The sequence below is a fragment of the Fibrobacter sp. UBA4297 genome, assembly GCF_002394865.1.
In the GTDB taxonomy this organism is placed as follows: domain Bacteria; phylum Fibrobacterota; class Fibrobacteria; order Fibrobacterales; family Fibrobacteraceae; genus Fibrobacter.
The window spans coordinates 284,112-306,364 of the sequence record NZ_DGUZ01000009.1; the positions used below are offsets into that span (position 1 = coordinate 284,112).

The 22,253-nt window shown below is 49.4% G+C and carries 20 protein-coding genes; 8 read left to right on the forward strand and 12 right to left on the reverse strand.

Features of this window, described 5'->3' with window-relative positions; translation table 11 throughout:
* Positions 1 to 8: 8 nt before the first annotated feature.
* From B3A20_RS04470 to B3A20_RS04480, 3 genes are read right to left on the reverse strand one after another with little or no spacing between them, the layout of a single operon-like run.
* Positions 9 to 2,066 carry a hypothetical protein gene (locus B3A20_RS04470; RefSeq protein WP_290762346.1) on the reverse strand — a complete coding sequence of 686 codons (2,058 nt, stop codon included), beginning with the start codon at positions 2,064 to 2,066 and terminating at the stop codon, positions 9 to 11.
* Entirely contained in the window at positions 2,066 to 2,938 is an 873-nt protein-coding gene (locus B3A20_RS04475) for a PHP domain-containing protein (protein ID WP_088629647.1), read from the reverse strand. Before B3A20_RS04475 ends, B3A20_RS04470 begins: the two co-directional genes overlap by 1 nt.
* 2 nt (positions 2,939 to 2,940) lie before the next feature.
* A complete protein-coding gene (locus tag B3A20_RS04480) occupies positions 2,941 to 3,507 on the reverse strand; it encodes a hypothetical protein (protein WP_290762352.1) in 567 nt (188 codons plus the stop codon).
* A 228-nt stretch (positions 3,508 to 3,735) separates the two neighbouring features.
* Here B3A20_RS04480 and B3A20_RS04485 point away from each other — a divergent pair, with 228 nt between their 5' ends.
* Positions 3,736 to 4,323, forward strand: a complete 588-nt coding sequence (locus B3A20_RS04485; protein ID WP_290762354.1) for a ribonuclease H family protein — start codon at positions 3,736 to 3,738, stop codon at positions 4,321 to 4,323.
* A 117-nt stretch (positions 4,324 to 4,440) separates the two neighbouring features.
* Here B3A20_RS04485 and B3A20_RS04490 read toward each other — a convergent pair whose 3' ends face one another.
* On the reverse strand, positions 4,441 to 5,463 hold the full coding sequence (locus B3A20_RS04490) for an agmatine deiminase family protein (protein ID WP_290762357.1): 1,023 nt from the start codon (positions 5,461 to 5,463) through the stop codon (positions 4,441 to 4,443).
* A 179-nt stretch (positions 5,464 to 5,642) separates the two neighbouring features.
* Positions 5,643 to 6,506 carry a carbon-nitrogen hydrolase gene (locus B3A20_RS04495; protein WP_290762359.1) on the reverse strand — a complete coding sequence of 288 codons (864 nt, stop codon included), beginning with the start codon at positions 6,504 to 6,506 and terminating at the stop codon, positions 5,643 to 5,645.
* Between the two features lie 159 nt (positions 6,507 to 6,665).
* Here B3A20_RS04495 and B3A20_RS04500 point away from each other — a divergent pair, with 159 nt between their 5' ends.
* Both B3A20_RS04500 and prfB read left to right on the forward strand, forming a co-directional pair.
* Positions 6,666 to 7,673: a peptidylprolyl isomerase gene (locus B3A20_RS04500; protein ID WP_290762361.1), complete on the forward strand. Its 1,008-nt coding sequence runs from the start codon at positions 6,666 to 6,668 to the stop codon at positions 7,671 to 7,673.
* 148 nt (positions 7,674 to 7,821) lie between these two features.
* Positions 7,822 to 8,932, forward strand: a protein-coding gene (gene prfB, locus B3A20_RS04505; protein WP_103143256.1) for a peptide chain release factor 2 whose coding sequence is annotated in 2 segments (ribosomal slippage) — positions 7,822 to 7,893 and positions 7,895 to 8,932 — 1,110 coding nt in all. Because the reading frame shifts where the segments join, the coding sequence is not laid out codon by codon here.
* 199 nt (positions 8,933 to 9,131) lie between these two features.
* Here prfB and B3A20_RS04510 read toward each other — a convergent pair.
* Positions 9,132 to 10,793, reverse strand: a complete 1,662-nt coding sequence (locus tag B3A20_RS04510) for a diphosphate--fructose-6-phosphate 1-phosphotransferase (protein ID WP_088629652.1) — start codon at positions 10,791 to 10,793, stop codon at positions 9,132 to 9,134.
* 457 nt (positions 10,794 to 11,250) lie between these two features.
* On the opposite strand from B3A20_RS04510, the gene B3A20_RS04515 reads away from it, so the two are divergent.
* Entirely contained in the window at positions 11,251 to 11,664 is a 414-nt protein-coding gene (locus B3A20_RS04515; RefSeq protein ID WP_290762369.1) for a hypothetical protein, read from the forward strand.
* 46 nt (positions 11,665 to 11,710) lie between these two features.
* On the opposite strand, the gene B3A20_RS04520 is transcribed toward B3A20_RS04515, so the two are convergent.
* Together B3A20_RS04520 and alr are read right to left on the reverse strand one after the other, a co-directional pair.
* Entirely contained in the window at positions 11,711 to 12,271 is a 561-nt protein-coding gene (locus B3A20_RS04520; protein ID WP_290762372.1) for a methylated-DNA--[protein]-cysteine S-methyltransferase, read from the reverse strand.
* A gap of 17 nt (positions 12,272 to 12,288) precedes the next feature.
* Positions 12,289 to 13,512, reverse strand: a complete 1,224-nt coding sequence (gene alr / locus B3A20_RS04525; protein ID WP_290762374.1) for an alanine racemase — start codon at positions 13,510 to 13,512, stop codon at positions 12,289 to 12,291.
* A gap of 500 nt (positions 13,513 to 14,012) precedes the next feature.
* On the opposite strand from alr, the gene B3A20_RS04530 reads away from it, so the two are divergent.
* From B3A20_RS04530 to B3A20_RS04540, 3 genes are all read left to right on the forward strand, one after another.
* Entirely contained in the window at positions 14,013 to 14,951 is a 939-nt protein-coding gene (locus tag B3A20_RS04530) for an AgmX/PglI C-terminal domain-containing protein (protein ID WP_290762376.1), read from the forward strand.
* Positions 14,952 to 15,052: 101 nt separating this feature from the next.
* The gene (locus B3A20_RS04535) at positions 15,053 to 16,168 is read left to right on the forward strand and encodes an aminopeptidase (protein ID WP_290762377.1); all 1,116 of its coding nucleotides are present in this window, start codon (positions 15,053 to 15,055) and stop codon (positions 16,166 to 16,168) included.
* Between the two features lie 48 nt (positions 16,169 to 16,216).
* On the forward strand, positions 16,217 to 17,452 hold the full coding sequence (locus B3A20_RS04540; RefSeq protein WP_290762378.1) for a hypothetical protein: 1,236 nt from the start codon (positions 16,217 to 16,219) through the stop codon (positions 17,450 to 17,452).
* A gap of 91 nt (positions 17,453 to 17,543) precedes the next feature.
* On the opposite strand, the gene B3A20_RS04545 is transcribed toward B3A20_RS04540, so the two are convergent.
* The 4 genes from B3A20_RS04545 to B3A20_RS04560 form a co-directional block, all read right to left on the reverse strand.
* Positions 17,544 to 18,533, reverse strand: a complete 990-nt coding sequence (locus tag B3A20_RS04545) for an aspartate-semialdehyde dehydrogenase (RefSeq protein WP_290762380.1) — start codon at positions 18,531 to 18,533, stop codon at positions 17,544 to 17,546.
* A gap of 19 nt (positions 18,534 to 18,552) precedes the next feature.
* The gene (locus B3A20_RS04550) at positions 18,553 to 19,497 is read right to left on the reverse strand and encodes a hypothetical protein (RefSeq protein WP_290762382.1); all 945 of its coding nucleotides are present in this window, start codon (positions 19,495 to 19,497) and stop codon (positions 18,553 to 18,555) included.
* Between the two features lie 15 nt (positions 19,498 to 19,512).
* Complete coding sequence (locus B3A20_RS04555) at positions 19,513 to 19,992, reverse strand: single-stranded DNA-binding protein (protein ID WP_290762385.1); 480 nt, start codon at positions 19,990 to 19,992, stop codon at positions 19,513 to 19,515.
* Between the two features lie 189 nt (positions 19,993 to 20,181).
* Positions 20,182 to 21,210 carry a glycoside hydrolase family 16 protein gene (locus tag B3A20_RS04560; protein ID WP_290762388.1) on the reverse strand — a complete coding sequence of 343 codons (1,029 nt, stop codon included), beginning with the start codon at positions 21,208 to 21,210 and terminating at the stop codon, positions 20,182 to 20,184.
* A 254-nt stretch (positions 21,211 to 21,464) separates the two neighbouring features.
* Here B3A20_RS04560 and B3A20_RS04565 point away from each other — a divergent pair, with 254 nt between their 5' ends.
* Positions 21,465 to 22,046: a flavodoxin family protein gene (locus B3A20_RS04565; protein ID WP_290762390.1), complete on the forward strand. Its 582-nt coding sequence runs from the start codon at positions 21,465 to 21,467 to the stop codon at positions 22,044 to 22,046.
* Positions 22,047 to 22,253: the final 207 nt, after the last annotated feature.

Sequence of the window (22,253 nt, forward strand, 5' to 3'; positions counted from 1 at the left end):
GTTTACTTCTAGTTTCCAAAAGTCCAGACAATGCCGTAGGCAAAGCGCAATCCTTCAGGCGTGTAGCCTGATTTCGGGGCGTAAATGCTGTGGTTGAAATTCTCGATGCGGTTGTAAAGTTCAAACGTGAGAATCTGCATGCGTGCTTCGAAATCCATCGCTAGGTACTTATTGAGCTGAACAAGCTTGGGCTTGCCATTTTCGTCAATTGTGCAATCATAGCGGTTGTTGAACCACTGGAAGTCCACACGAACGCTCACACCGAGCCTATCTTTCACAAACCGATTTTGCCAATGGATACTGCCTTTGTAGTAAAGCGAAGGCGTGTCAATGAGCTTGGTGCGAGTGATTTTTTCGCCACGTTCGAAGTAGAATTTCCAGTTCCCCAGGCGGAATCCTATTTGCATGAGCCAGTCAAGCGTATGGGCGTGATCGAGATTTTCGTAGCGGAAGGCGTTTGGTAGGGAATCGGTAACTTCATTTATCGTTACATCGTTTATGTCATCGTAAGTTCTTGTTGTATCGATGCTGCCGGTAATCACCCAATGGGGTTTGATTAAGTTGTTGGCATGTTCATAGCGCAGGCCAAGACCGTAAAAGACATCGCGCTTTTGCCATACGAGGTTGGCAGTCGTGCGGTCGCGTACTTCGTGCTTGAGATTCTCGTTCGGGAACGATACTCTGCCTGTTTCAATAAACTTAATTTGATTCACATCTGGGAACTTGTTATCGTGGCGGTACGAGGCACTTGCCATCAAATGATATGGGAGCAAGTACGTTCCATCAAGTGAAAATGCGGGGGCAAATTTGACATCGTTAAGGAGCGAACTGTTGCGCTGCATGCCAGCCTGTACGCGGAACAAGGCTTTACCGAACAGCGTGTCGGAAACTTCAGCGTAGCCGATTTCGCGGTCCTGATAATACGTTTCTTTTTTCTTGTCGTCGCCCGATTCTTCGGTGTTTACAAATTCATATTCAAAATGGAGCTTGGGGTTCAGAAAAGAGTTGTAGCGAACATCAAAGTTTCCGAGAATCGTCTCGTAGTTGCGGACTTTTGTCGTATCGTAATAGCTAGCGTTGATGCTGCGAAGGCCATTTTCGTTGTACGTCGTATCCGAACCTTTTCGAATTCTCGGGAGTTTACGCAGTTCTATTTCGTGGTTGCCGTAATGGATTTCTGTGCCAAAAGTCAAGTCCTTTGTTGGGTAAAATTCAACACCTCCGCCATACGTGCGGGTCTCGATGATAATCCTAAATGGGTCGGTCTGGAAATTTCGAACAGTCGGGTCTAGCGTGTCTAGCAATACTTCGTGCGTTGTATTGTCGGCATTGTCGAGACTTAAATAGTTTATCTTAACAAAAGCCTTGCCGTATCCGAAACGCCAGGTGACAATAGGCTGGAGGTGCATGCTGTTCATGGCGATGTTGCGACCGCCAAACGGGATTTGCGTGGAGTCGCGGCCAAGAGCAAAGAAGGGCGAATGCGTCACAGGCTGGTATTCGTACGGCTTTGAAAGCATGTCGGAATGGCTTGCCACACCGAGGTCTAGCGTTACTGAGTCTGTAATGAGGCGGCGGAATTCCAGTCGCAAAGCGTTGCCTTCAAATGCGCCGCGTTCCCAGTTCACATCTGTAATCGGGGTATCGACCGGGATGCCGTGGCGTTCTTCAAAGAGAATTCCGTTTTCACCGTTGAGAGCGAGCGTTGAGCCGTCATAGCTTAAACGCGTGGTGTAAATGCCAGCAAGCTTGCTCGGGTAACGCTTGCTGAGACTCCCGATGCCAAGAGACCTGGCGGGGAGTTCCGGATTGCCGAGGATGGATGTGCCAAGCACCCATTCGGATTTTTGACCCGAAACATCGTAAGTGCGCTGCATGACTTCGCGCAGTGGAATGACCCAACGACCTGCGTCCGTTTCTCGCGGAGCGGGGTCGGGGGAGTTCGGTGTTTCAAAAACAGAGTCTTGCGGAGCGGGTCGCTTGCTCGGCTTGGCGTGGATGATATCGGCATAAACGCTTGAAACAAGCGTGCTCAAAAACGCTAAAAGAAGAATTCCACGATTCATTAGAACCATTCTGCACGAGACTTTTCGCGCCTTTCTCGGAGTGCTTGGACAACGGTATAGGGCATTTTCATGCAACCTGGGGGGTAGGTCCCGTTTTCAGTGTGGAAGTCGGAACCACCTGTGCCAACGAGTCCGAAACGTTGAGCCATCTCTTTATACTTGCGGCCAACGGCGCCTTTTTGCGCCGGACTGTAGACTTCCATGCCCTGGATGCCCCATTCCACCATATTTTCGATAAACTGGTCGCTAAGCCCCGACTTGTACGGGTGGGCGAGTACTGCAATGCCGCCTGCATTTTCAATCAGTCGGATGGTTTCTTGCGGGTTGAGGCCTTTCTTTTCGACAAAGGCGATGCAACCGTCACCGAGGTACTTCGTGAATGCTTCGGAGAAGTTCGAGATGTATTCTTCATCGACAAGCGACATCGCGATGTGCGGGCGACCGATGATTTTTCCCTTGCAATACGAATGCACCTTTTCGAACGTGATGCCGATGCCGAGCGCATTCAGCTTTTTGATGATTGCCTTTACGCGTGCGATGCGCTGCTTGGCGAAATCTTCGAGTTCCATGTTCAGGGCGAGGTTCGTCGGGTCGCAGAAGTACCCTAGAATGTGGATGTCCTTGCCTTGCCAGACCGCAGAAATTTCAATCCCCGGGATGATTTCAAGACCGATTTCCTTGGCGGGTTCTTCGGCGAGCTTGTAGCTATCGAGGTTGTCGTGATCTGTTATGGAAATACAGCGAAGCCCTTTGCGCTTGCAGAGCATGAGCAATTCATCGACCGAAAGCGTTCCATCGGAGAGCTTGGTGTGCATGTGCAGGTCTGCATAGCCGCCATTTTCGGTGATGATTGTCGAAAACATCTTTTGCATGGCTAGCCCTTTCCCCCCTTTGTAAAGTAGCGGGCCATCATCCTTGCAGGCGATATCGTCTTGAGCTGGTGGAGGCACACGTTTAAGAACGGGTATTCCTTGGCGCAGTCAAAACCGACACGGCATGCGGCACCGCTAATGAGGGCGAGGTATAAAAATTGTGGTTTATACGGGCCAGGATAGACGCAGGCGGTTGGAGCGAATGTTTTTATCTGATATTCGATTCTGTCGAACAAGGTTTCGCCATAACGGCAGCCTTCGTCTGTGTAATATGTAACTTGAGCCCTTTTCTTTGAAAAGAGAATTTCAAGATCGCTATGAGCGACAAACAAGATTGTTTTAAGACGTTCTTCAGGGAGCTCGCTCAGGATGATTTGGGTTGCGTCCTTGTCCTCGGGCATGAAAATCACGGTTTTTTCGCCATTTTGCAAGCACTCGGGGAACGAAAACGTCTTGGATTCCTTTGTAATCTGTGCTTTATATGCAAACCAACGATACAATAATGGCTTGCAAAGGAAGCGCAAAGCAAAATATTTTTTGCCGTCGGCAAAGTACCGTGAAGAAAACAAAAGGTCTCCTAATTCTAATTACTGCCAAAATATATTAAAAAAACACTTGTTAAAATGAAATACAATATGATCTAAAAGCTTATAGATTGCTTTATAGAAAGCGTCGGCCAAGGATGGGGAGGGTGCAGGGAGGGGCCCGTGCGGCCTTCGCAACTCCGAGCTGGGGCCCCTCCCGCATTTTTCTTAATTTTTTATAAAAAGTAAAAGAGTTTTTTTTAAATTTGCGCCATGCCTAAACAGAAGTTCTATGCCGTAAAAAGCGAAAATGAAAAGAGAATTGTAACCACATGGGATGAGTGCCTAAAGCTCACGCATGGTGTTAAAGGTGTTTTGTTCAAGTCCTTCGGTTCGCGCGATGAGGCTCAGGCTTGGCTCGACGGAATGGAGGCTCCTGCGCCCGATGGGATTCGTGTTTTTGTCGATGGTTCGTTTTCGCCGGGATTTGGCCCTGCTGGCTGGGCTTTTGTTGTAACTGAAGACGACAAGGAACTTGCTCGTGGCTCAGGAATTACGGCTTTCGATGCGGAGAGCCGCAATATTGATGGGGAAGTGATGGCCTCTTTCCAGGCGATGCGTTGGCTTGATGCTCACCACATGAATGGCGTTATTTGCCATGACTACGAGGGCATTGCGCGTTGGGCTAAGGGCGAATGGCAGGCCAAGAGCAATATTGCCAAAATGTATGTGGCGGCTGCAAAACCTTATCTGCATCGAGTGCAGTTCGAAAAGGTCGCCGCCCATACTGGCGTCAAGTGGAATGAACTTGTAGATAAACTAGCGAAAGAAGCAATCGCAAAAGCTAAGAAGTGCAAATAGGATTGTAGAACTTAGCTCGCTTCGCTCTTAGAACTTAGAACTTAGAACACTCTCTATTATCTTTAAGCATTTCTAAGTTCTGCCGACTAAGTTCAGCCAACTGCACCGAAGGTGCTTTTATTCATTTTCGTGCTTGCTCATGCAGTGGAGGCTGCCACCTTCTTCAATCACGGTGCGGCAATCAATGCCAATCACCTTGCGATCCGGGTACACGCTTTCGAAATATTTCTTAGCCTTGGCATCGTTGGGGCACTTGTATTTCGGGAAGATGAGGCCACCGTTTACGTAGATGTAGTTCATGTACGATGCCGGGAGAATTTGTCCGTCATCGAGCACGCGCTGCGGCGGGAGCGGGAGCGTATCGACCTTGGCGGTTTCGTAATGTTCCTTGAGCCAGCTTTCGATGAACTGCTTGGCTTCGGTCAAAATCGCGTAGTTGGGGGAGCGCTTGCTGTCCGTCATGCACATGACGACTCTGTCTTTAGCGACAAAGCGAGCTACGTTATCGATGTGACCATCTGTGTGGTCTCCGTGGAGTCCGTGCGGGAGTACGAGTAATTCCTTGAGGCCGAAAGCCTTGCAGAGGGCCTTCACGACTTTCTTCAAGTCTCGCTCGTCATTGCGGTTCTTGCCGACGAGGCAATCTTCGGTCGTGATGGCGAGGCCGTCGCCGTTGACTTCGATGGCGCCACCTTCAAAGATGAACGGGACGCTTTCGTTGAGTGGGAGTTTTTGTTTTTCGGCAATCTTCTGCGGGATGGCATTGTCGAGTCCCCATGGCGGGAACTTGGCGCCCCAAGCGTTAAATTGCGTTTCAGTGACAACTTTTTTGTCACCTTTTTTCATAAAGAACGGACCGTAGTCGCGAATCCAGATGTCGTTCGTCTTGATAACGATAAAGTTCACCGGGAACGGGCGGTTTATGAGAGCCGCTTTTTCTTCGTCGGTCAAAAAGTTCTTGGTGGGGAGCAACAAGTTCACCGGCTGGAATTCCGTGATGTTACGAATAAGTTCTACATAGAACTTGCGGATGTTGATGCCGCGTTCACCATACCAGTTCGTCTGGTTGTGCGGGAATGCAAGCCACGTGGCACTCTGCTTTTCCCATTCCGCCGGATAACGAATTGAATTTTTCGTCATGAATTAAATTCCTTTATATCAAATCTTAGGTCAATAGTCATTAGTCAATGGTCCTTGGTTCTTATAATCGCAGCTAAGGTTGGTGATAAGGTCCCTGAGCTAGCCGAAGGGCCGAACTATGCGACCTTTTTAAAAACTAATAGCAAAACAACTAACGACTAATAACTAATGACTAATAACTACTCTGCCCAAATCTTGAGGATGTCCTTGTACAAGTCCACGCGTCTGTCGCGGAAATGCGGCCACCAGCGGCGATTTTCTTCGGTTTCGGCAAGGTCGAGTTCGACATAGCTTGCACCCAAGAATTCCGGATCGCACTTTTGCAAAATGTATCCGTCCGGTGCGGCGACAAAGCTTGTGCCCCAGAACGTGAGGTGTCCTTCGACACCCGAGCGGTTAGCGGCAATTACGAATGTGCGGTTTGCAATCGCATGTCCGCGCATGACCGTCATCCAACTGTCTTGCTGACGCGGGTAGATTTCCTTCGGCTCAGAATCCATCCAGCCAATAGCGGTCGGGTAGATGAGCACGTCGGCACCCTTCAGGCTCATGATGCGGGCCGCCTCGGGGAACCACTGGTCCCAGCAAATGAGCACGCCAAGCGTCCCTGCGCTAGTCTTGATGGGTTCAAAACCGGTGTCACCTGGAATAAAGTAATACTTTTCGTAGAAGGCGGGGTCATCGGGAATGTGGCTCTTGCGGTAAAGTCCTGCGATGCTTCCGTCGCGTTCGAACACGAATGCCGAGTTGTGGTAAATGCCCCGGGCGCGCTTTTCAAAAAACGGGAACACGACAACGGCGTTCAGTTCCTTTGCAATAGCTTGCCATTCGGCGACAATCGGGTGGTCCTTTTCGATTGCCAAGTCGAAAAAGTCCGCGTTTTCTTCGAACGGAAAGTACGGAGTGTGGAACAGTTCGGGGAGGACGAGCAAATCGATGTCCTTGCCCTTGAGCTTGACAGCTTCGTCCTTGTACCACTTGTTATTGGAATCGAAATCCCCGGTCCATTTGCCTTGCAACGTATATACTTTAATCTTGTTCATGTGCAATAATTTAGCAAAAACGAGCCTTATGTTCAATTTTTTGTAAGAACATTGTTTTGTTTGCGTAAAATCACAATGGTGGTGTGCTCGTTCGTTGTAAGTTTTCTATATTAACCCTTGATTTTTAAAACCCTTGATTTTTTTATAAAAGGATAAATAATGTCTCTTAAACTCATTTCTCGTGGTGTTGCTGCCGTGCTCGTTACTGCCGGTATTGCTTCTGCTCAGTTGATGAATACGAAAAGCATCGATGTCATCCGTGTCGAAAAGACCGGTATTTCTGCAGGCAAGATTGATAGCCTTGCAACAATGCTTGGCCAACAGCAGGCTCCGGGCCAGAAGTTGACCGATGAAATGATGACTCAACTTCGCTATGCCGTTGTTGACAACCTCGTGGGTCAGGAACTCATCAAGCTCGAAGCTAAGAAGATGGGTATCAAGGTTTCTGCCGGTAAGGTTGATAGCCTCACGGCTCTCTTCAAGAAGCAGTTCCCGAGCGAAGAAGCTTTCCAGAAGGAACTCAAGAAGTCTAACACGACGATGGCTCAGTTCAAGTCCAAGATTGAAGACCAGCTCAAGAGCGAAGTCATTCTCGAAAAGAAGGTTCCGTATCCGACCGCACCGACCGAAAAGGATCTCGAAGCTTTCTGGCAGCTCAACAAGAACAAGGTCGTCCTCAACGATACGATTAGCGGTGCCCGCATCTTTATCTCTACCAAGGGGAAGAGCGCTCAGGAAATCAGCGATGCCAAGGACATGTTGAAGGGTCTTGCAGCCCAGGTTCGCTCCAAGAAGGCAACCTTTGCTCAGCTTGCTGCCGTCTATAGCGATGACAAGGAAGCTAAGAAAACTGGCGGTATCATGAACAAGTTTGTCGCAAAGTCCAAAGGCGCTGCTTTTGCCAAGGCTGTCGATAAGATCAAGGTTGGCGAAATCTCTGAAGTTATCACGGAAAAGGATGGCGTTTCTATCTTCATGCTTACCGAAAAGAACGACGGCAAGTTTGAAAGCTACAAGCACCAGATCGACTACATCCTCCGTGTGCAGGCCGAACAGGAACGCCAGGCTAAGCTCAAGGCTTACCTCGACGACCTCGGCAAGACCTACAAGGTTCAGTACCTCGACAAGAAGTACCAGCCGCCTCAGGCCATCGGCGCTGCTAAGTAATAGCACGAATTGTTTGTACGTGTCATTCTGAGCGAAGCGTAGCGAAGTCGAAGAATCCGGAGATTTTTTTGGGATCCTTCGATTTCGAACCTACGGTTCTGCACTCAGGATGACACTTCTTTTTAATTAGCTGATATTAGAGGTTTATATGGCATTCAACACTACTCACACCGGGCTTATCGAGTTGCGCAGCCGCATCGATAAACTCTGGGGGTATCTTTGACTTAGAAGCAAAGACCGAAGAACTTTACGTCCTTGAAAAGGATTCTGGCGACCCGAACCTGTGGAACGATCAGGAGAAGGCGCAGGCGATGATGAAAAAGATTGGGAACCTCAAGGGACTTATTGATTCCTGGAAAGAAGTTTCCCAGACATGTGACGACCTTGCCGAGCTTTACGAAATGAGCAAGGACGAGGAATCTGCCGACCTTACGGCGACGCTCGAATCCGACATTGCGGACCTCAAGTCCAGAGTCGAAGCGATGGAATTCAAGAAGATGCTGAACGGCCCGGACGATGCTTGCGCATGCCTCATGTCTATCCATCCGGGTGCAGGCGGCACGGAATCCCAGGACTGGGCGCTCATGCTTTTCCGCATGTACACGCATTTCTTTGAACGCGAAAAGATGGACTTCAAGGTCGTGGATTTCCAGGAGGCAGAAGACGCGGGCCTCAAGAGTGCAACGATTGAAGTTACTTGTGAAAACGCTTACGGCTTACTCCGTTCGGAAATCGGCGTACATCGCCTGGTGCGCATCAGCCCGTTCGATGCCAACGCCCGCCGTCATACGAGCTTTACTGCCGTTTATCTGTACCCCGAACACGAAGATGTGGAATTCGATCTCGACATGTCCGAAGTGCGTGTGGACACGTACCGCAGTAGTGGTGCTGGTGGTCAGTACATCAACAAGACGGATTCCGCAGTGCGTATGACCCACTTGCCGACAGGCATCATGGCGAGCTGCCAGACGGAACGCAGCCAGATCCAAAACCGCGAAACCTGCTACAAAATGCTCAAGACCATGGTTGCAGAACACTACCGCTTGGAAGAAGAAGCGAAGCGCGATGCCCGCATGGCCGAGAAGAAGAAGGTCGAATGGGGGAGCCAGATCCGCAGCTACGTGTTGCAGCCGTACCAACTTGTGAAGGACCTCCGCACAGGCGTTGAAACGTCTGACACGGCAGGCGTGCTCGACGGAAAGATCAAGCCGTTCATCGACGCTTATTTGCTAAGCACAAGCGAAGCGAATAAGGGGTAGCGCCGGAGGCGCAGTTACTAGTTATTAGTTAGTAGTTACTAGAAAATAAATGTGACGGGCTTTGCCCGCCATTTTTGTTAACTTGTCATGCCCGCCTTTCACGCTTGTCATGCCCGCCACCGAGCGGGCATCTCCTTCTTGAAACAAAAAAAAGAGAAGCTCTGTTGAGCTTCTCTTTTTTGCTTTATGCAATCAAAGATTACATTGCACCGCGTTCGAGCTTGATCGTGAAGTTCGTGATGTCGCAAACTTCGCTCGGACCCCAGTACTGGATCGGACCCGGATAGGTGTAGGATTCAGTCTTAGCCCATTCGTCGCGGCGAGCGGCGAAGTACTTGAACGGAGCGCTCATCGGGCCTTCGAGTTCAACGAGAGCCTTGCGGATAACCGGCTTGTCGGCACCGTGACGGCGTTCGATGTTCATCATCATGGTGATCGGAAGGCCGCCAGCGACCCAGTTTTCGATACCCTTGGTGACGTTGCGGACAGAGCTCATGTAGCCGTTCATGCCATTGAGGGCGAGAACAGAGGCTGCAAAGCCGAGGCTGTAGCAGTAGTCAGCGTCGAAGTTGGACGGAGCTGCGCAACGGCCTTCGTAACCGAAGAAGTGGTTGAGAGCAGAGAACTTGCCCTTGAAGTCACCACGGTTCTTGAGTTCCTTCTTGACCATTTCGATGATGAGCTTTTCAGTTTCGATGAGGGAAACCTGAACGTTGCCATGGCTGTCGCGTTCGAGCATGAGCTGAGCCTGGATGCCAGCCGGGAGGCTCTTGAGGACTTCAGCGGATTCAGCGCTGACCCATGCGCAGAGCTTTTCGACCTTAGCAGCCGTGTCGAGACCTTCGACTTCGGCTTCGTGGTGGGCGAGGGCTTCAGAAAGTTCAGAGATAAGGACGCCAACGTCCGGGATGAATTCGAGGAGGCCTTCTGGAATGAGGGCGACACCGAAGTTCTTGCCCTGAGCTGCACGAGCGTAAACAACGTCAGCAACCTGCTTGATCACGTCCTTGAGCTTCATCTGCTTTGCCTTGACTTCTTCAGAGATAAGGCAGATGTTCGGGTGGGTCTGGAGAGCGGCTTCGAGAGCGATATGGGAAGCAGAGCGGCCCATGAGCTTGATGAAGTGCCAGTACTTCTGAGCGGAGTTAGCATCGCGCATGATGTTGCCGATGAGTTCAGAGTAGGTCTTCACAGCGGTGTCGAAACCGAAGGAGGTTTCGATGAATTCGTTCTTCAAGTCACCGTCGATGGTCTTCGGGCAACCGCAAACGCAAGTCTTAACGCCCTTGGACTGGAAGTATTCACCGAGAACAGCAGCGTTCGTGTTGGAGTCGTCACCACCGATGATAACGATAGCGTCGAGGTCGAGCTTGTTAGCAACAGCGATGCACTTGTTGAATTGTTCTTCAGTTTCGAGCTTGGTACGGCCAGACTGGATCATGTCGAAGCCACCGGCGTTGCGGTAGGCGTCCATCTTGGCGTCGTCAATTTCAATGTACTTGCCGTTTTCGAGACCGGAGGGGCCGCCGAGGAAACCGAAAAGGACGGAATCCTTGGAAACGGACTTGATGCCGTCGTAGATACCGGCGATAACGTTATGTCCACCCGGAGCCTGGCCACCAGAGAGAACCACGCCCATGCGGAGAGCCTTGCCAGCCTTGGCTTCGGCAGCTTCGAACTGAACAACCGGAAGGCCGTAAGTGTTCGGGAAGAGTTCCTTGATCTTGGCCTGGTCGCTAACGGATTCCGTAGCTGCACCCTTGTTAATCTTCACGCTCAGGGCACCGTTCTTGAGGGAGACCGGGAGCTTCGGCTGATAGGCCTGACGGGCCTTGGTCAGTACAGAGAGATTTTCGGACATTGTTTATTCCTTTTTTATTTGCCCCGCATTTGCGGGTTTTTGGTTAAAATCCGGCGTAAATATAGTAATTATTCTTTTCAAGAACCAAAAAGTACGTCATGCGGGCGGGGCCCCAGCTCGGAAAAACTTAAACCCATCCTGGCGCAAGCGCCAACCTTACGGCTCGACTATGACCATACAAGTATGGTCGCGGCACTCGCCTTTTAAGGTTGTGGCCGACGCTTTTATTCTCACAACGATAAGCTTTGTATACATTTGTATATTAAGCCTCGCTAGTTAAGTATAAAATCAGGGCTTTATTTATTTACGAAATGTGATAAAAGTCAAATTTTTGTATGATTTTTTTAACTTTTTATTCCAAATTAGAGTAAATTTTACTATATATGCGGCGCGTAATAAAAAAGTAATGAGTGCCGTGTGACAATCATTACACAAAAAGCAATAAGAAGGTGTGTGTATGAATGTTTTAATCTGGGGATCCGATACGATTCTTGGCCATGGGCTCCTGTCCATGCTCAAGGACATCAAGGATGGTGTTTTCAACGCTATCGGTAATATTGAAATTGGGGAAATCTTTGCCTGTGATGCAGAATCCGACAAAGATGTCATCGACGAGGCTTGTGCCAACGCCGACTTCGTTTTCAATTTATCCTATGGGTTTAAATCTGACAAGCTCATCGAAGGCTTGAACGTTCATAACAATACTTGCCCGGTGCTGTTGGGCCATTCCGTTGGCGACAAGAGCCTCTTCCGCGAATATGCCCAAAGCAACAACGTGCCGATTCTTGAGTGGGCCCCGAATTACGACATGGAACTTTTGAGTATCGAAGCTCAAGTCTACGACATGCTCGGTGCACTGCAGTGCGCATAAATTAGACGAAAGATATTTTAGGCGGTCTTTAGGACCGCCTGTTTTGTTATTCCAACATTAATTCATTCGGAATGGCTCCCTCCATGCAGAGGAGCCTTCTTTTTAGGCCGACGCCAAGCGCATAACCGCTCAGGCGACCACGACTGTCTATCACGCGGTGGCAGGGGATGACGACTTGAATCGGATTGTTGTGTAGTACGTTTCCGACAGCACGCACGGCCTGCGGATGACCGACAGATTCGGCAACTTGTTTGTACGTACAAGTTTTACCATAAGGAATTTGGCGTGTGACATCGAGAACTTTTTTCTGAAAGTCGGTGCCGTAGATTTTTATGGGTATAGAAAACTCGCAGATCTTGCCTGCGAGGTACAAATTAAGTTCGTTCACGGCCTTGCGGTAGGCGCTGCGAACGCGGCTATTTAATTCCGTTTCCATGTCGGGGCTTGCATAGGCACAAGCCTGCACGTTGCTCGGAGTCGTTTTTACTTCATCTGAAGTTTCCCGAAATTTTAGGCCACAAAGTTTGAATCCTTCGAAGATAAAGGTCCATTCGCCCCAGACATTCCGGTGGCTTATCTTTGTGAATTTCGGGTCATTAAACTTCATACCATGCGGTGCTTCTCCTAGCGCAATGGATATTCCTTGAAATCTTTGACGCCGAATTCTTCCTTGAGGTAGTCCCAGCGTACGAGGCGGTTCTTCCAGTAGTACTTGCGGTACAGGCGGCGAGCCACGCGGCTAGTGATTTCGTAAGGAATCGTGTGGTGTTCTTCGGCAACGCTTTCCATCGAAATGCGGAAGTCGAGTTCGCCATTCACGACGTCAACGGTTTCGCCGACTTGCACATCTGGGATGTGGCTTACGTCGACCATGGTCGCATCCATGCAGACACGTCCGAGAATCGGGCAGAGCTGTCCACGGATAAAGACAAAGCCCTTGTTGTATTCGCCGCGGAGGTAACCGTCGCCGTAACCGATAGCGATGGTTGCGATGCGTGTGAGCTGCTGGGCTGCCCAGTAACCGCCGTAGCTGACGGTTTCGCCGGGTTTCACGTCGTGCACGTGGCGGATGGTGGACTTGATTTTCATGACCGGCTTGATCGGCAATGTGGTCGGGACTGCACCCATGCAATTGTAGCCGTAAAGCGTGAGGCCTGGGCGCACCATGTCGAAATGGCTTTCGGGGTGCGTGAGCGTGCCTGCGGAACTAGAGCAATGGCAAATGGCCGGGCGGAGTCCGTCGGCATCGAGCACATCGACGAGACGTGTAAAGCGCTGAATCTGAATTTCCGTTTTCGGGTTGCCCGGCATGTCGGCTGTAGCGAGATGCGTGAACATGCCTTCGAACTTGAGATGCTTGAGGCTGAGTGCTGCGCGAATGTTGTTGAAGTCTTCGGCGTCAAAGCCGTAGCGGTTCATGCCTGTGTCGATGGCGAGATGAGCCTTGCATTCTGTACCAGTTTCACCGAGGAACTGGTCGAATGCCATTGCAGTGCGGATGTCGGTAATGGCAGCCGTGAGCTGGTATTCGACAAAGTACGCAAAGTCAGACGGAGTGCAAGGACCAAGCACGAGAATGGGCAAGTCCATGCCGTACTGGCGAAGGAGCATGCCTTCGCTGATGTGGGCAACGCCGAGGTAGTCGGCACCACCGAACTTGGCGGCAAAAGAGCAGGCGAGGCTTCCGTGGCCGTAAGAGTCGGCCTTGACGGGGAGCAAAATTTTTGTAGAGGCCGGAATCTGGCTTCTAATAAATTGAATGTTGTTGCAGAGAGCGTCTAGGTTGATTTCAATCCAGTTCGGGCGAGCAATCTTATTTAAGTCAGGAGGAGTAGCTAAAAGTTTCATGATAATGGAAATATAGGTAAGTCTTTTAAAAATGGGTCCACGTTCGGTAAAAAAGCGCAAATATAGGGGGTGTTTTGCAAATTTAATTCCAAATTGGAATAAATTACACTGGGCTAAGTTTTGTAAAAATCTAGGGCTGAGAAAAAATCGAAAATTGCGAGCAACCCCAGTAACTACGCGCAAAGCCTTATTTTATCTGAGTTTACAAACATTCGTATGAATTTTTCTTTACTGTTTCGCAGTGGTTTTTGCGATTTTTTTATTGGTACTTTATGGGTGTGGTAAGGATGTGGGTTGTTTAAGTAAATACCTTACTTTGTAATAAAATTTTTCTGACATTGTATGTAATCGCGTGAAACTTCGCAATAAAGGCTTGTTCGGGTAGCCTTATTCCGAAGTGTTGCCATTCGGCAAATTGATACTCCGCTCACGGGGTAGTTGGTTTGCTGATACCAAAAAAAACAAAAACATCCAATTTCCTGAAAAGGGAGGATAAAATCATGAAAACAACAAAACAACAACAAGATGCATTCATCGCATCCCTGATGCCAGATTCCGACAAGAAGATGGTGCGCATTTCTGGTGCATCGCTTATTGTTGCGTTGATGCTTGGCTTCTGGGCATCTACGTATGAAAGCATTATTGACGAGATCATGTTTGATCCACCGGAAAAAGAACAAATAGGGGTTTCTGTAAACATGGAGACGATTAAAAAGCCGGATCCACCTAAGAAACCTAAAGTACAGGAAGAAATCATTCGTAAAAGACCGGGTGGTGGCGGTAAGCCCGCTGGAGACGGCGACACTAGAGCGCCTATTAACCGTGGTGTTCTTGAAAGGTTGACCGCTATGACAAAGACGGCGTCGGCGCAAGCATACGACCTTGCGAATAAGACATTTGCCAAAGATATGGTAAAGACGCTTAAAGTTCTGAATGGTTTACAGGTGACGGGTAAGACTAGCCTTGCCGATAGACGTCGCGGTAAACCGAATGTTGGTTTCAATTCTGGAAGCATTACGGGAGGTTCTGGTGGAATTGGCGACATGCTTAACGGCTTGCTCGGCGGTTCTGCTGGTGCTCTCAAGACAACGGCAAAAATGAAAAATATGCCGATTCCCAAGATGAATGAAATCGATATGGGTTCTGCAGGTGCATCCCGTTCGGCTTCTGAAATCATGAAGGTGGTTAAGCAGCGTACGCCTGGACTCCGTCACATTTACAATACCCATTTAAAGAAAAAGCCGGGGTTCCAGGGTAAGGTCACATTGAAGTTCACGATTGCACCGGGTGGCGAAATCATCAGCATGGCTGTGGTGGGGTCAACGACGGGATATCCTGAATTCGATAATGAAGTCAAAAAAGCCGTGAGTGGTTGGACTTTCGGCAAGGTTAAATCGGGAAATACGACCGTGACGATTCCATTTACCTTTACGGAGTAGTGGAATGGCAATTGGAGTAGAATAAAGACAAATAGATTTTTAAATTTAAGTCGGCGATTTTTGTCGCCGACTTTCGGTGATTTTAATTTATGGGGTAAAAAATGAAAGATCCTCGCATTACGCAACTTGCAGAAAATTTGATCAACAACGCCATTGCACTCAAGGCGGGCGAAAATATTTTAATCGAAACGACCGATACGCCGGACGAGCTCTCGACTGAACTCATCAAGGCTGTTGCCAAAGTTGGCGGTAACGCATTTGTCCACAATTACAATAGCCGTGTGCGTCGTGAAGTTATCCGTAGCGCCTCCGAAGAACAGATGAAGCTCTCTGCGGACTTTGCGATGAACGAGATGAAGCAGATGCAGGCTTACCTCTCTATCCGTGCGATGAACAATGCGATGGAAAACTGCGATATCGATGACAAGAAGATGCTTGCATACAGGACCATCACGCAGGACGTGCTTAACTACCGTGTGAACAACACGCGCTGGTGTGTGCTCCGCTGGCCGAACCCGTCCATGGCTCAGGGCGCAAAGATGAGCACGGAAGCATTCGAAGACTTCTACTTCAAGGCTTGCCTTGCCGATTATCCGAAGATGCAACGCGCCGCTCAGGCTTTGGTCGACCTCATGAACAAGACGGACAAGGTGCGTCTCGTCGCGCAGGATACGGACATCACGTTCAGCATCAAGGACATTCCGGCGGTGCCGTGCTGCGGCAACATGAACATTCCTGATGGCGAAGTCTATACGGCGCCGGTGCAGGGGAGTATCGAAGGCGTCATCCATTACAACACGCCGACGCTTTACGAAGGCAAGCAGTTTAGCAATATCCGCCTCGTTTTCAAGCAGGGGAAGATTGTCGAAGCGACCTGCGAAACAGGAGACAACAAGAGCCTGAATGCCATCTTTGATACGGACGAAGGCGCTCGCTACGTGGGCGAATTTGCGATTGGCTTCAACCCGTTTGTGCTCTCTCCGATGTGCGACATTTTGTTCGACGAAAAGATTGCGGGTTCCATCCACTTTACGCCGGGCATGTGCTACGAAGATGCCCCGAACGGAAACAAGTCTGCCATCCACTGGGATTTGGTGCTCATCATGCGTCCGGAATATGGTGGTGGCGAAATCTGGTTCGACGACAAGCTCATCCGCAAGGACGGACTTTTTGTGGTCGATGAACTTAAGTGCTTGAATCCGGAGAATCTTATTTAATTATATTTTTGTCACACAAATCAAAAAATCTTATTACAAGGAAAGATTATGAATTTAAAAACGATGTTTGGCATTGGCCTTGTTAGCGTCGGTGTCGCATTTGCACAGGATGCATCTGAATCTGCTACGACAGCTCCGTCTATGAGTGAACAGCAGCTCCAGCAGCAGGAAGAACAGGCAGCCGCTTCTGAAAGCCTCACGGCTCCGGTTTCGTTTGTTAAGCCGGATATCCCGAAGGAATCTAAGCGTTCTTCGTTTAACGCTGTCTTGCATGGCAAATCTTATAACAGAAATAACAACATGGCTGCAGCAAATAATATGGATCTCTTGCTCAGATATCCGAACTTGTTTGCCAATCGTAAATTCTTCTACATTGAACCGACCAACAAGCTTGGTGTAGTCTCTCTCGGTTCGTTCTTCACTGCTTTTGATATTACAAAAGCTACGCATGACGAAAACCAGCTTGGTCGTCTCACGCTCGGTTATGCAGTGCCTGGCTTTGGCTTCTATGTAAGAGCTGGCCTTGGCCGCGAAAGAGTCAGCAATGACGATGGTGTCTTTAGTAAGACTTACGGTGGCGATGACTGGGCTGCCGCAATTGCCAAGAGCTTCTTGGGCATGAACGTCGCTGCTGATGTGGACTGGCTTACAACAAAGACTGAAACCCATAATGATCCGGATCGTGGTGTTGAAACGGAAGACCGCTTTGACAGCCTCACCGTCAATTTGAGCTTGACCAACGCTCCAACGGCAAAGAACTTCACCTGGACACTTGGTGTAAGGTTTGTGGACTTCCTCAATGAAACAGAAGTGGATGGTGACGTCCAGAAACCGGGTGATCCTGCATCTTACTGGGATCTTTCTCCGTACATTCGCGGTGGTCTCTCTGTTCTTGAAAACGAAAATGCTCGCATCCTTATCGGTGGTGCTGCCATTGTCTCTTACAGAAATTATGACGACCCTCTTGACCAGTATGCCATTACCGCTGTTCTTCAGCCGAGCATGCTTGGTGAAGTTTTCGTGGGCGAAGAAAAGAACTTCATGTTCTACGGCGAAGTTGGCTACGATTGGGTTGCATTCCAGTACATGAAGAACAATGACACGGACACGAGCCGCATGATGGACGTGATGGATGCTGTTAATGTATCTGTCGGTTTCCGTTACCAGTACAAGGACTTCCTTGCTGTTGAAATGGGCCTTGGCGAAAAGCTCTTCACTGGCCTTGGCAACTACTTCCAGGCTGACGGAACGTTCATCGACTTCAGTGCGATGGTCCGCTTCTAATAAAAGAAATGATGACAAAAAAAGAGTCTAGCGAATTGCTAGACTCTTTTTTTAAATGCGTTTCGCGGGGATTGCCCGCGAGATTTTTCGATTAGAGGCGTTCTGCAATCTGGACAGCGTTAAGAGCTGCACCCTTGCGGATCTGGTCGCCAACAATCCAGATGTTCATGCCATTGTCGCAAGCGAGGTCCTTGCGGATACGGCCAACGTAGACGTCGTCCGTGCCCATGAGGTTGAGCGGCATCGGGTAGACGTTGTTTGCAATGTCATCGCAGAGTTGGAGGCCTTCGCCGTTCTTGATGGCATTCGTGACTTCTTCGATAGAAAGCGGACGTTCCGTTTCGAAGCTGATTGCTTCGGAATGGCAGCGGAGTGCGGAAACGCGGACGCAGGTTGCAGCGCATCGGACGTCGCTGTGCATGATCTTGCGCGTTTCGTTGAACATCTTCATTTCTTCCTTCGTGTAGCCGTTGTCGGTGAACACGTCGATGTGCGGAATGAGGTTGTAAGCGAGCTGGTGGGCGAACTTCTTCACGGTGACCGGCTTGCCTTCGACGATTTCCTGGTACTGCTGCTTGAGTTCTGCCATACCCGTTGCGCCTGCGCCACTTGCGCTCTGGTAGGTAGCGACGTGGATGCGGGTAATCTTGCTCAAGTCATTGATTGGCTTCAAAGCGACAACCATCATGATGGTTGTGCAGTTCGGGTTAGCGATGATGCCCTTGTGGAGCTTGATGTCTTCCGGGTTCACTTCCGGGACAACGAGCGGGACTTCCGGATCCATGCGGAAGAAGCTTGTGTTGTCGACGACGACTGCGCCTGCGTCAACAGCAATCGGAGCAAATTCCTTGGAAACGCTTGCGCCTGCAGAAGAGAGCACGAGGTCAACGTTCTTGAAAGCGTCCTTGCAAGTCAGTTCAACTTTGAGCTTTTCGCCCTTGAATTCATATTCACGGCCGACACTGCGTTCGGAGGCGAGGAGCTTCAAGTTCTGAAGCGGAAAGTTACGTTGTTCAAGAATCTTGAGAAGTTCTTGACCTACTGCGCCAGTGGCGCCCATGATCGCTACGTTACGAATCATAGATTTAACCTTTGTTTTCTTATTGTTGAGGTTGATTGTTCGTTAAAATTTGAATGGATTTGTTGAATTTGTCGATATGCCGTTTGACAATTACAACCAAGTCGTGTGCTTGATTGTATTTTTTCATTGCTTCACCGGGGTCTTCGAGGAGACAGTACGAATAAAGTGCATGCGCTGCACTGCGAAGTGTCTCGGATGCTTCGACGAGTTCCGAATGGGCTTCCCGCGTTTCGAGCGGATGGAAAATCCCGATGGTTTTGCGGTTGAGCGTTGTCGCCTTGTTGTTTATCGCGAGTGCCTGTTGGCTTCTTTTTTCACGTTCCATTTCGCCTGCGTTCTGTTCCAGCGGTTCAAAGGAATCAATGGCGCGCATGATTTCAAACATCTTGTCTGTAATGGATTCCGCTTTGTCAGCGTAGGAATCAAGGCGGTCCATTACTTCCGGAGCGACATCGAAATCATCTTCGCTTGCAGTGGATTCTACGCTGTTCTTTTTAGCGGTTGAATTCACCATGTTCGATGATGCGTTTGCTTTGTCGAAAGACGAAATATAGTCTTCGTATTTTTTGTTGTACGTAACCAATTCCGTCGGCGAATAAGCCGATGTAAGGACTAAGGTCGGACGTTCGAAACAAGCCGATCCAATACAGCCAGTCAGCATGCACAGGGACAAAAACAGGAATCCGGCTCGGGAGGACCATTCTTCACTTTGTACCATGCAAAGAATGCTGAACAAAAAGAGCAAAAAGAACGACAGCAAAATACCACCTTCGACATTTTGGACGATGATGGTATTCTTTACGAAATAGAACAGACAGTCTATAACAATTGTAAGAGTTGAAAGAATGGCTCCTACAACTTTCGTGTTGCGCCCAGGGATGGATGCCGTCATGAATAGCGTTACAAACGATATTCCGAGTGGCAACACATAGATGAGCGCTATTTCTGCAATTCCTTGGTTCATTCAGAGCGTTGTGAATTAGAACGGAAGATCGACGTCTTCTTCTGCCATGCCTGCATCGTATGCCGGAGCACTATTCTGCTGCATGCCGTTAAAGCTGTTGGGCTGGTAGCTGTTGGCTTGGCTGAAACCACCTGCACCCGGAGCGCCACCCTGGCCGCGCGGAGTGAGGAGCTGGAACGTGTCCATATTGATTTCAGTGACATAGCGCTTCTGGCCGCTCGTCTGGTCAGTCCAGCTGCGGTTGGTGAGGGAACCTTCAACATAGAGGCTCATGCCTTTGCGGATGCCAAGCTGTTCTACGATATCTGCAATCTTGCCCCAGCCAATGATGTTGTGCCAGTCGGTCTGTTCCTTCTGTTCGCCGTTGTTGTCACGATAGCGACGAGAAGTGGCGAGGGAGAAAGAAACTCGCTTGCGACCACCATTGGGATTCACGCGAACTTCCGGATCCTTACCGATATTACCGATGAGCATAACCTTATTCAAATAAGCCATATATCTATCCTATTTTAATTTTTTTTTAGAATTTCGGAAACAAAAATACAAAAAGTATTTTGACAGTTTTGTGTCAAAAAATAAAAAATTTAACGAAATCCCCTTTGTTTTAGTGGACATATCAAAAACCATGTGGCGTAATCCACATGGCTTTGCGATAAAGAGAATTATAAAAAGAAACAGACACGATTAGTATTCAAAATTCACGCGATAGCGCTTGTGACCATTGGGGTTCACCTTGGCACCTTTGGCGTTCACGAGGCCGCGACGTTCTTTGGCGATTGTCGAAGTCGTGCGCATTCCGTGGATGGCGTTCGTTGCGCTAGAGGAACTCGGCGGAACAAACGCGCTGCTCGAAGAGGCCGGAACGCTAGAGGAACTTGCCGGAGCGCTGCTAGAAGATTGCGGAGCCGGTTCGTCGTCTTTCGGAACCTGGCCGTTGAAGCTTTCCTGACCTTTGCGGGTGAGGGCGAGAATCAGCATGCCGTCTCTGGAGTAGATATTCTTGTCGGTGAGGTCCACGCGGTTGCCTTCGAATGTCCAATCGCCCTTGCCCCAGCGGGAGCCGTCGAAAGTGTCGAAATTGTCGGTCCAGTCGAGCGTAAAGTCGCTACCGCCTTCGCCTTGACCCGGCGTGTATTTATAAACCTTGACCCAATTGATGAACTGGAAAAGTGGAAGCTTCGATTCATCGAACTGGCCAACCCAAGCCGCACTCTCAGACGACCAAAGGTTAAAACGGAGTCCCTGTGTACCGGTTAAGTTGGATACTTGGCCACCTTCCGTCTTGCGGACTTCTTTGCCATCTACGGTCCAGCGGACGTAATTCGGAGTCCATTCGAGACCGTAGGTGTGGAATGCCTGATCGGCGGCGGGGCTAACGGCATGGTGCTTTTCGCTAGTCTTTTGCGCGCCTGCCTTACCGGTAATGATGTTGGACTGGAAACTGCCCGGATTCTTGCCGAGAACTTCGATATCAACTTCTACCCAGGGTCTTCCATCGGCGATTTCGGAGCCATTCTGGTAGAGGAACATGGAACTGACTGTTCCCGATGCGGCGGCCATCTTCATACGGGCTTCGAATTTGCCGTACTGAACTTCTTCTAACGTGTAGAGTTCGGCTCCGCTAAAATCCTTTGCGCTAACATTAGTGGTGAGGGCTGCTGCGGCGGCTGCTACGGCGAGAGCGCTCTTGACTGCAGTTTTCTTGATGTTCATATTTTATCTCCATTAAGTTTCTGTACAAAACAGAATCCCATTTAACCAAGAATAAAGATAAGTTTGCGAACCTGAATAACCAACAAAATAGAGTATGTCTGTGTGATAAACTGTATCATCCGTATCGCCTTGAAAATACGTTTAAATGGTTAAAAAAATTGCGATTTCTTTTGAAAAAACTTTATTTTATTTGCTTTTGGGGGTAAAGGCTTAGAAATAAGATTATATTTCTAGAAAAAACTGGAGGTTCTAAAATGAAGGTCATCTTGTTTAACGGCAGCCGTCGCGAAAATGGCTGCACTTATACGGCTCTGAACATCGTCGCAAACCAGCTCAAGGCCGCTGGAATCGAGACGAAAATCGTGTTTGTCGGTGGGCGAGTGCTCAAGGGCGAGGTGAACGAAGTTGTCCACGAAGCTAAGGAACTTTTGGAAACGGCTGATGGCGTTGTTTACGGTTCCCCGGTTTATTATGCCTCTCCGAGTGGCGAGATGCTGATGTTCCTCGACCGCCTTTACGGAATTGCTGAAGCGAATCTGCTGTTCAAACCGGCGGCAAACGTGGTTTCCGCACGCCGTGCAGGGACGACTGCAACTCTCGATGTGCTCAACAAGTACCCGACTTATGCGCAACAGCCGCTTGTAACTTCGCGCTATTGGAACATGGTACACGGTTCGAATCCGGAAGATGTGCTGAAAGACGAAGAAGGCGTGCAGATTATGAAGGAACTGGGCCGCAATATGGCATGGCTCCTCAAGAGCATTGATGCGGGCAGGCAGGCGGGCGTGACGCAGCCTGATGCCAAGCAGAAAGTCTACACCAATTTCATTCGATAGAAACTTCGCGAGACTCCGCGCTGTTTCGAGGTGCTGCCGGTAAATGCCGCGCGGCACTTTTAATTACGAGATGCCGCGCTGATTCGAGATGTCGCCGGGGAGTGCCATTGAAAAATGTGCACGACCTGTCATACCTGCGACTTGTCATGCCCGACTTGAATTCTGTCATGCTCGACTTGGATTCTGTCATGCCCCACTTGATGGGGC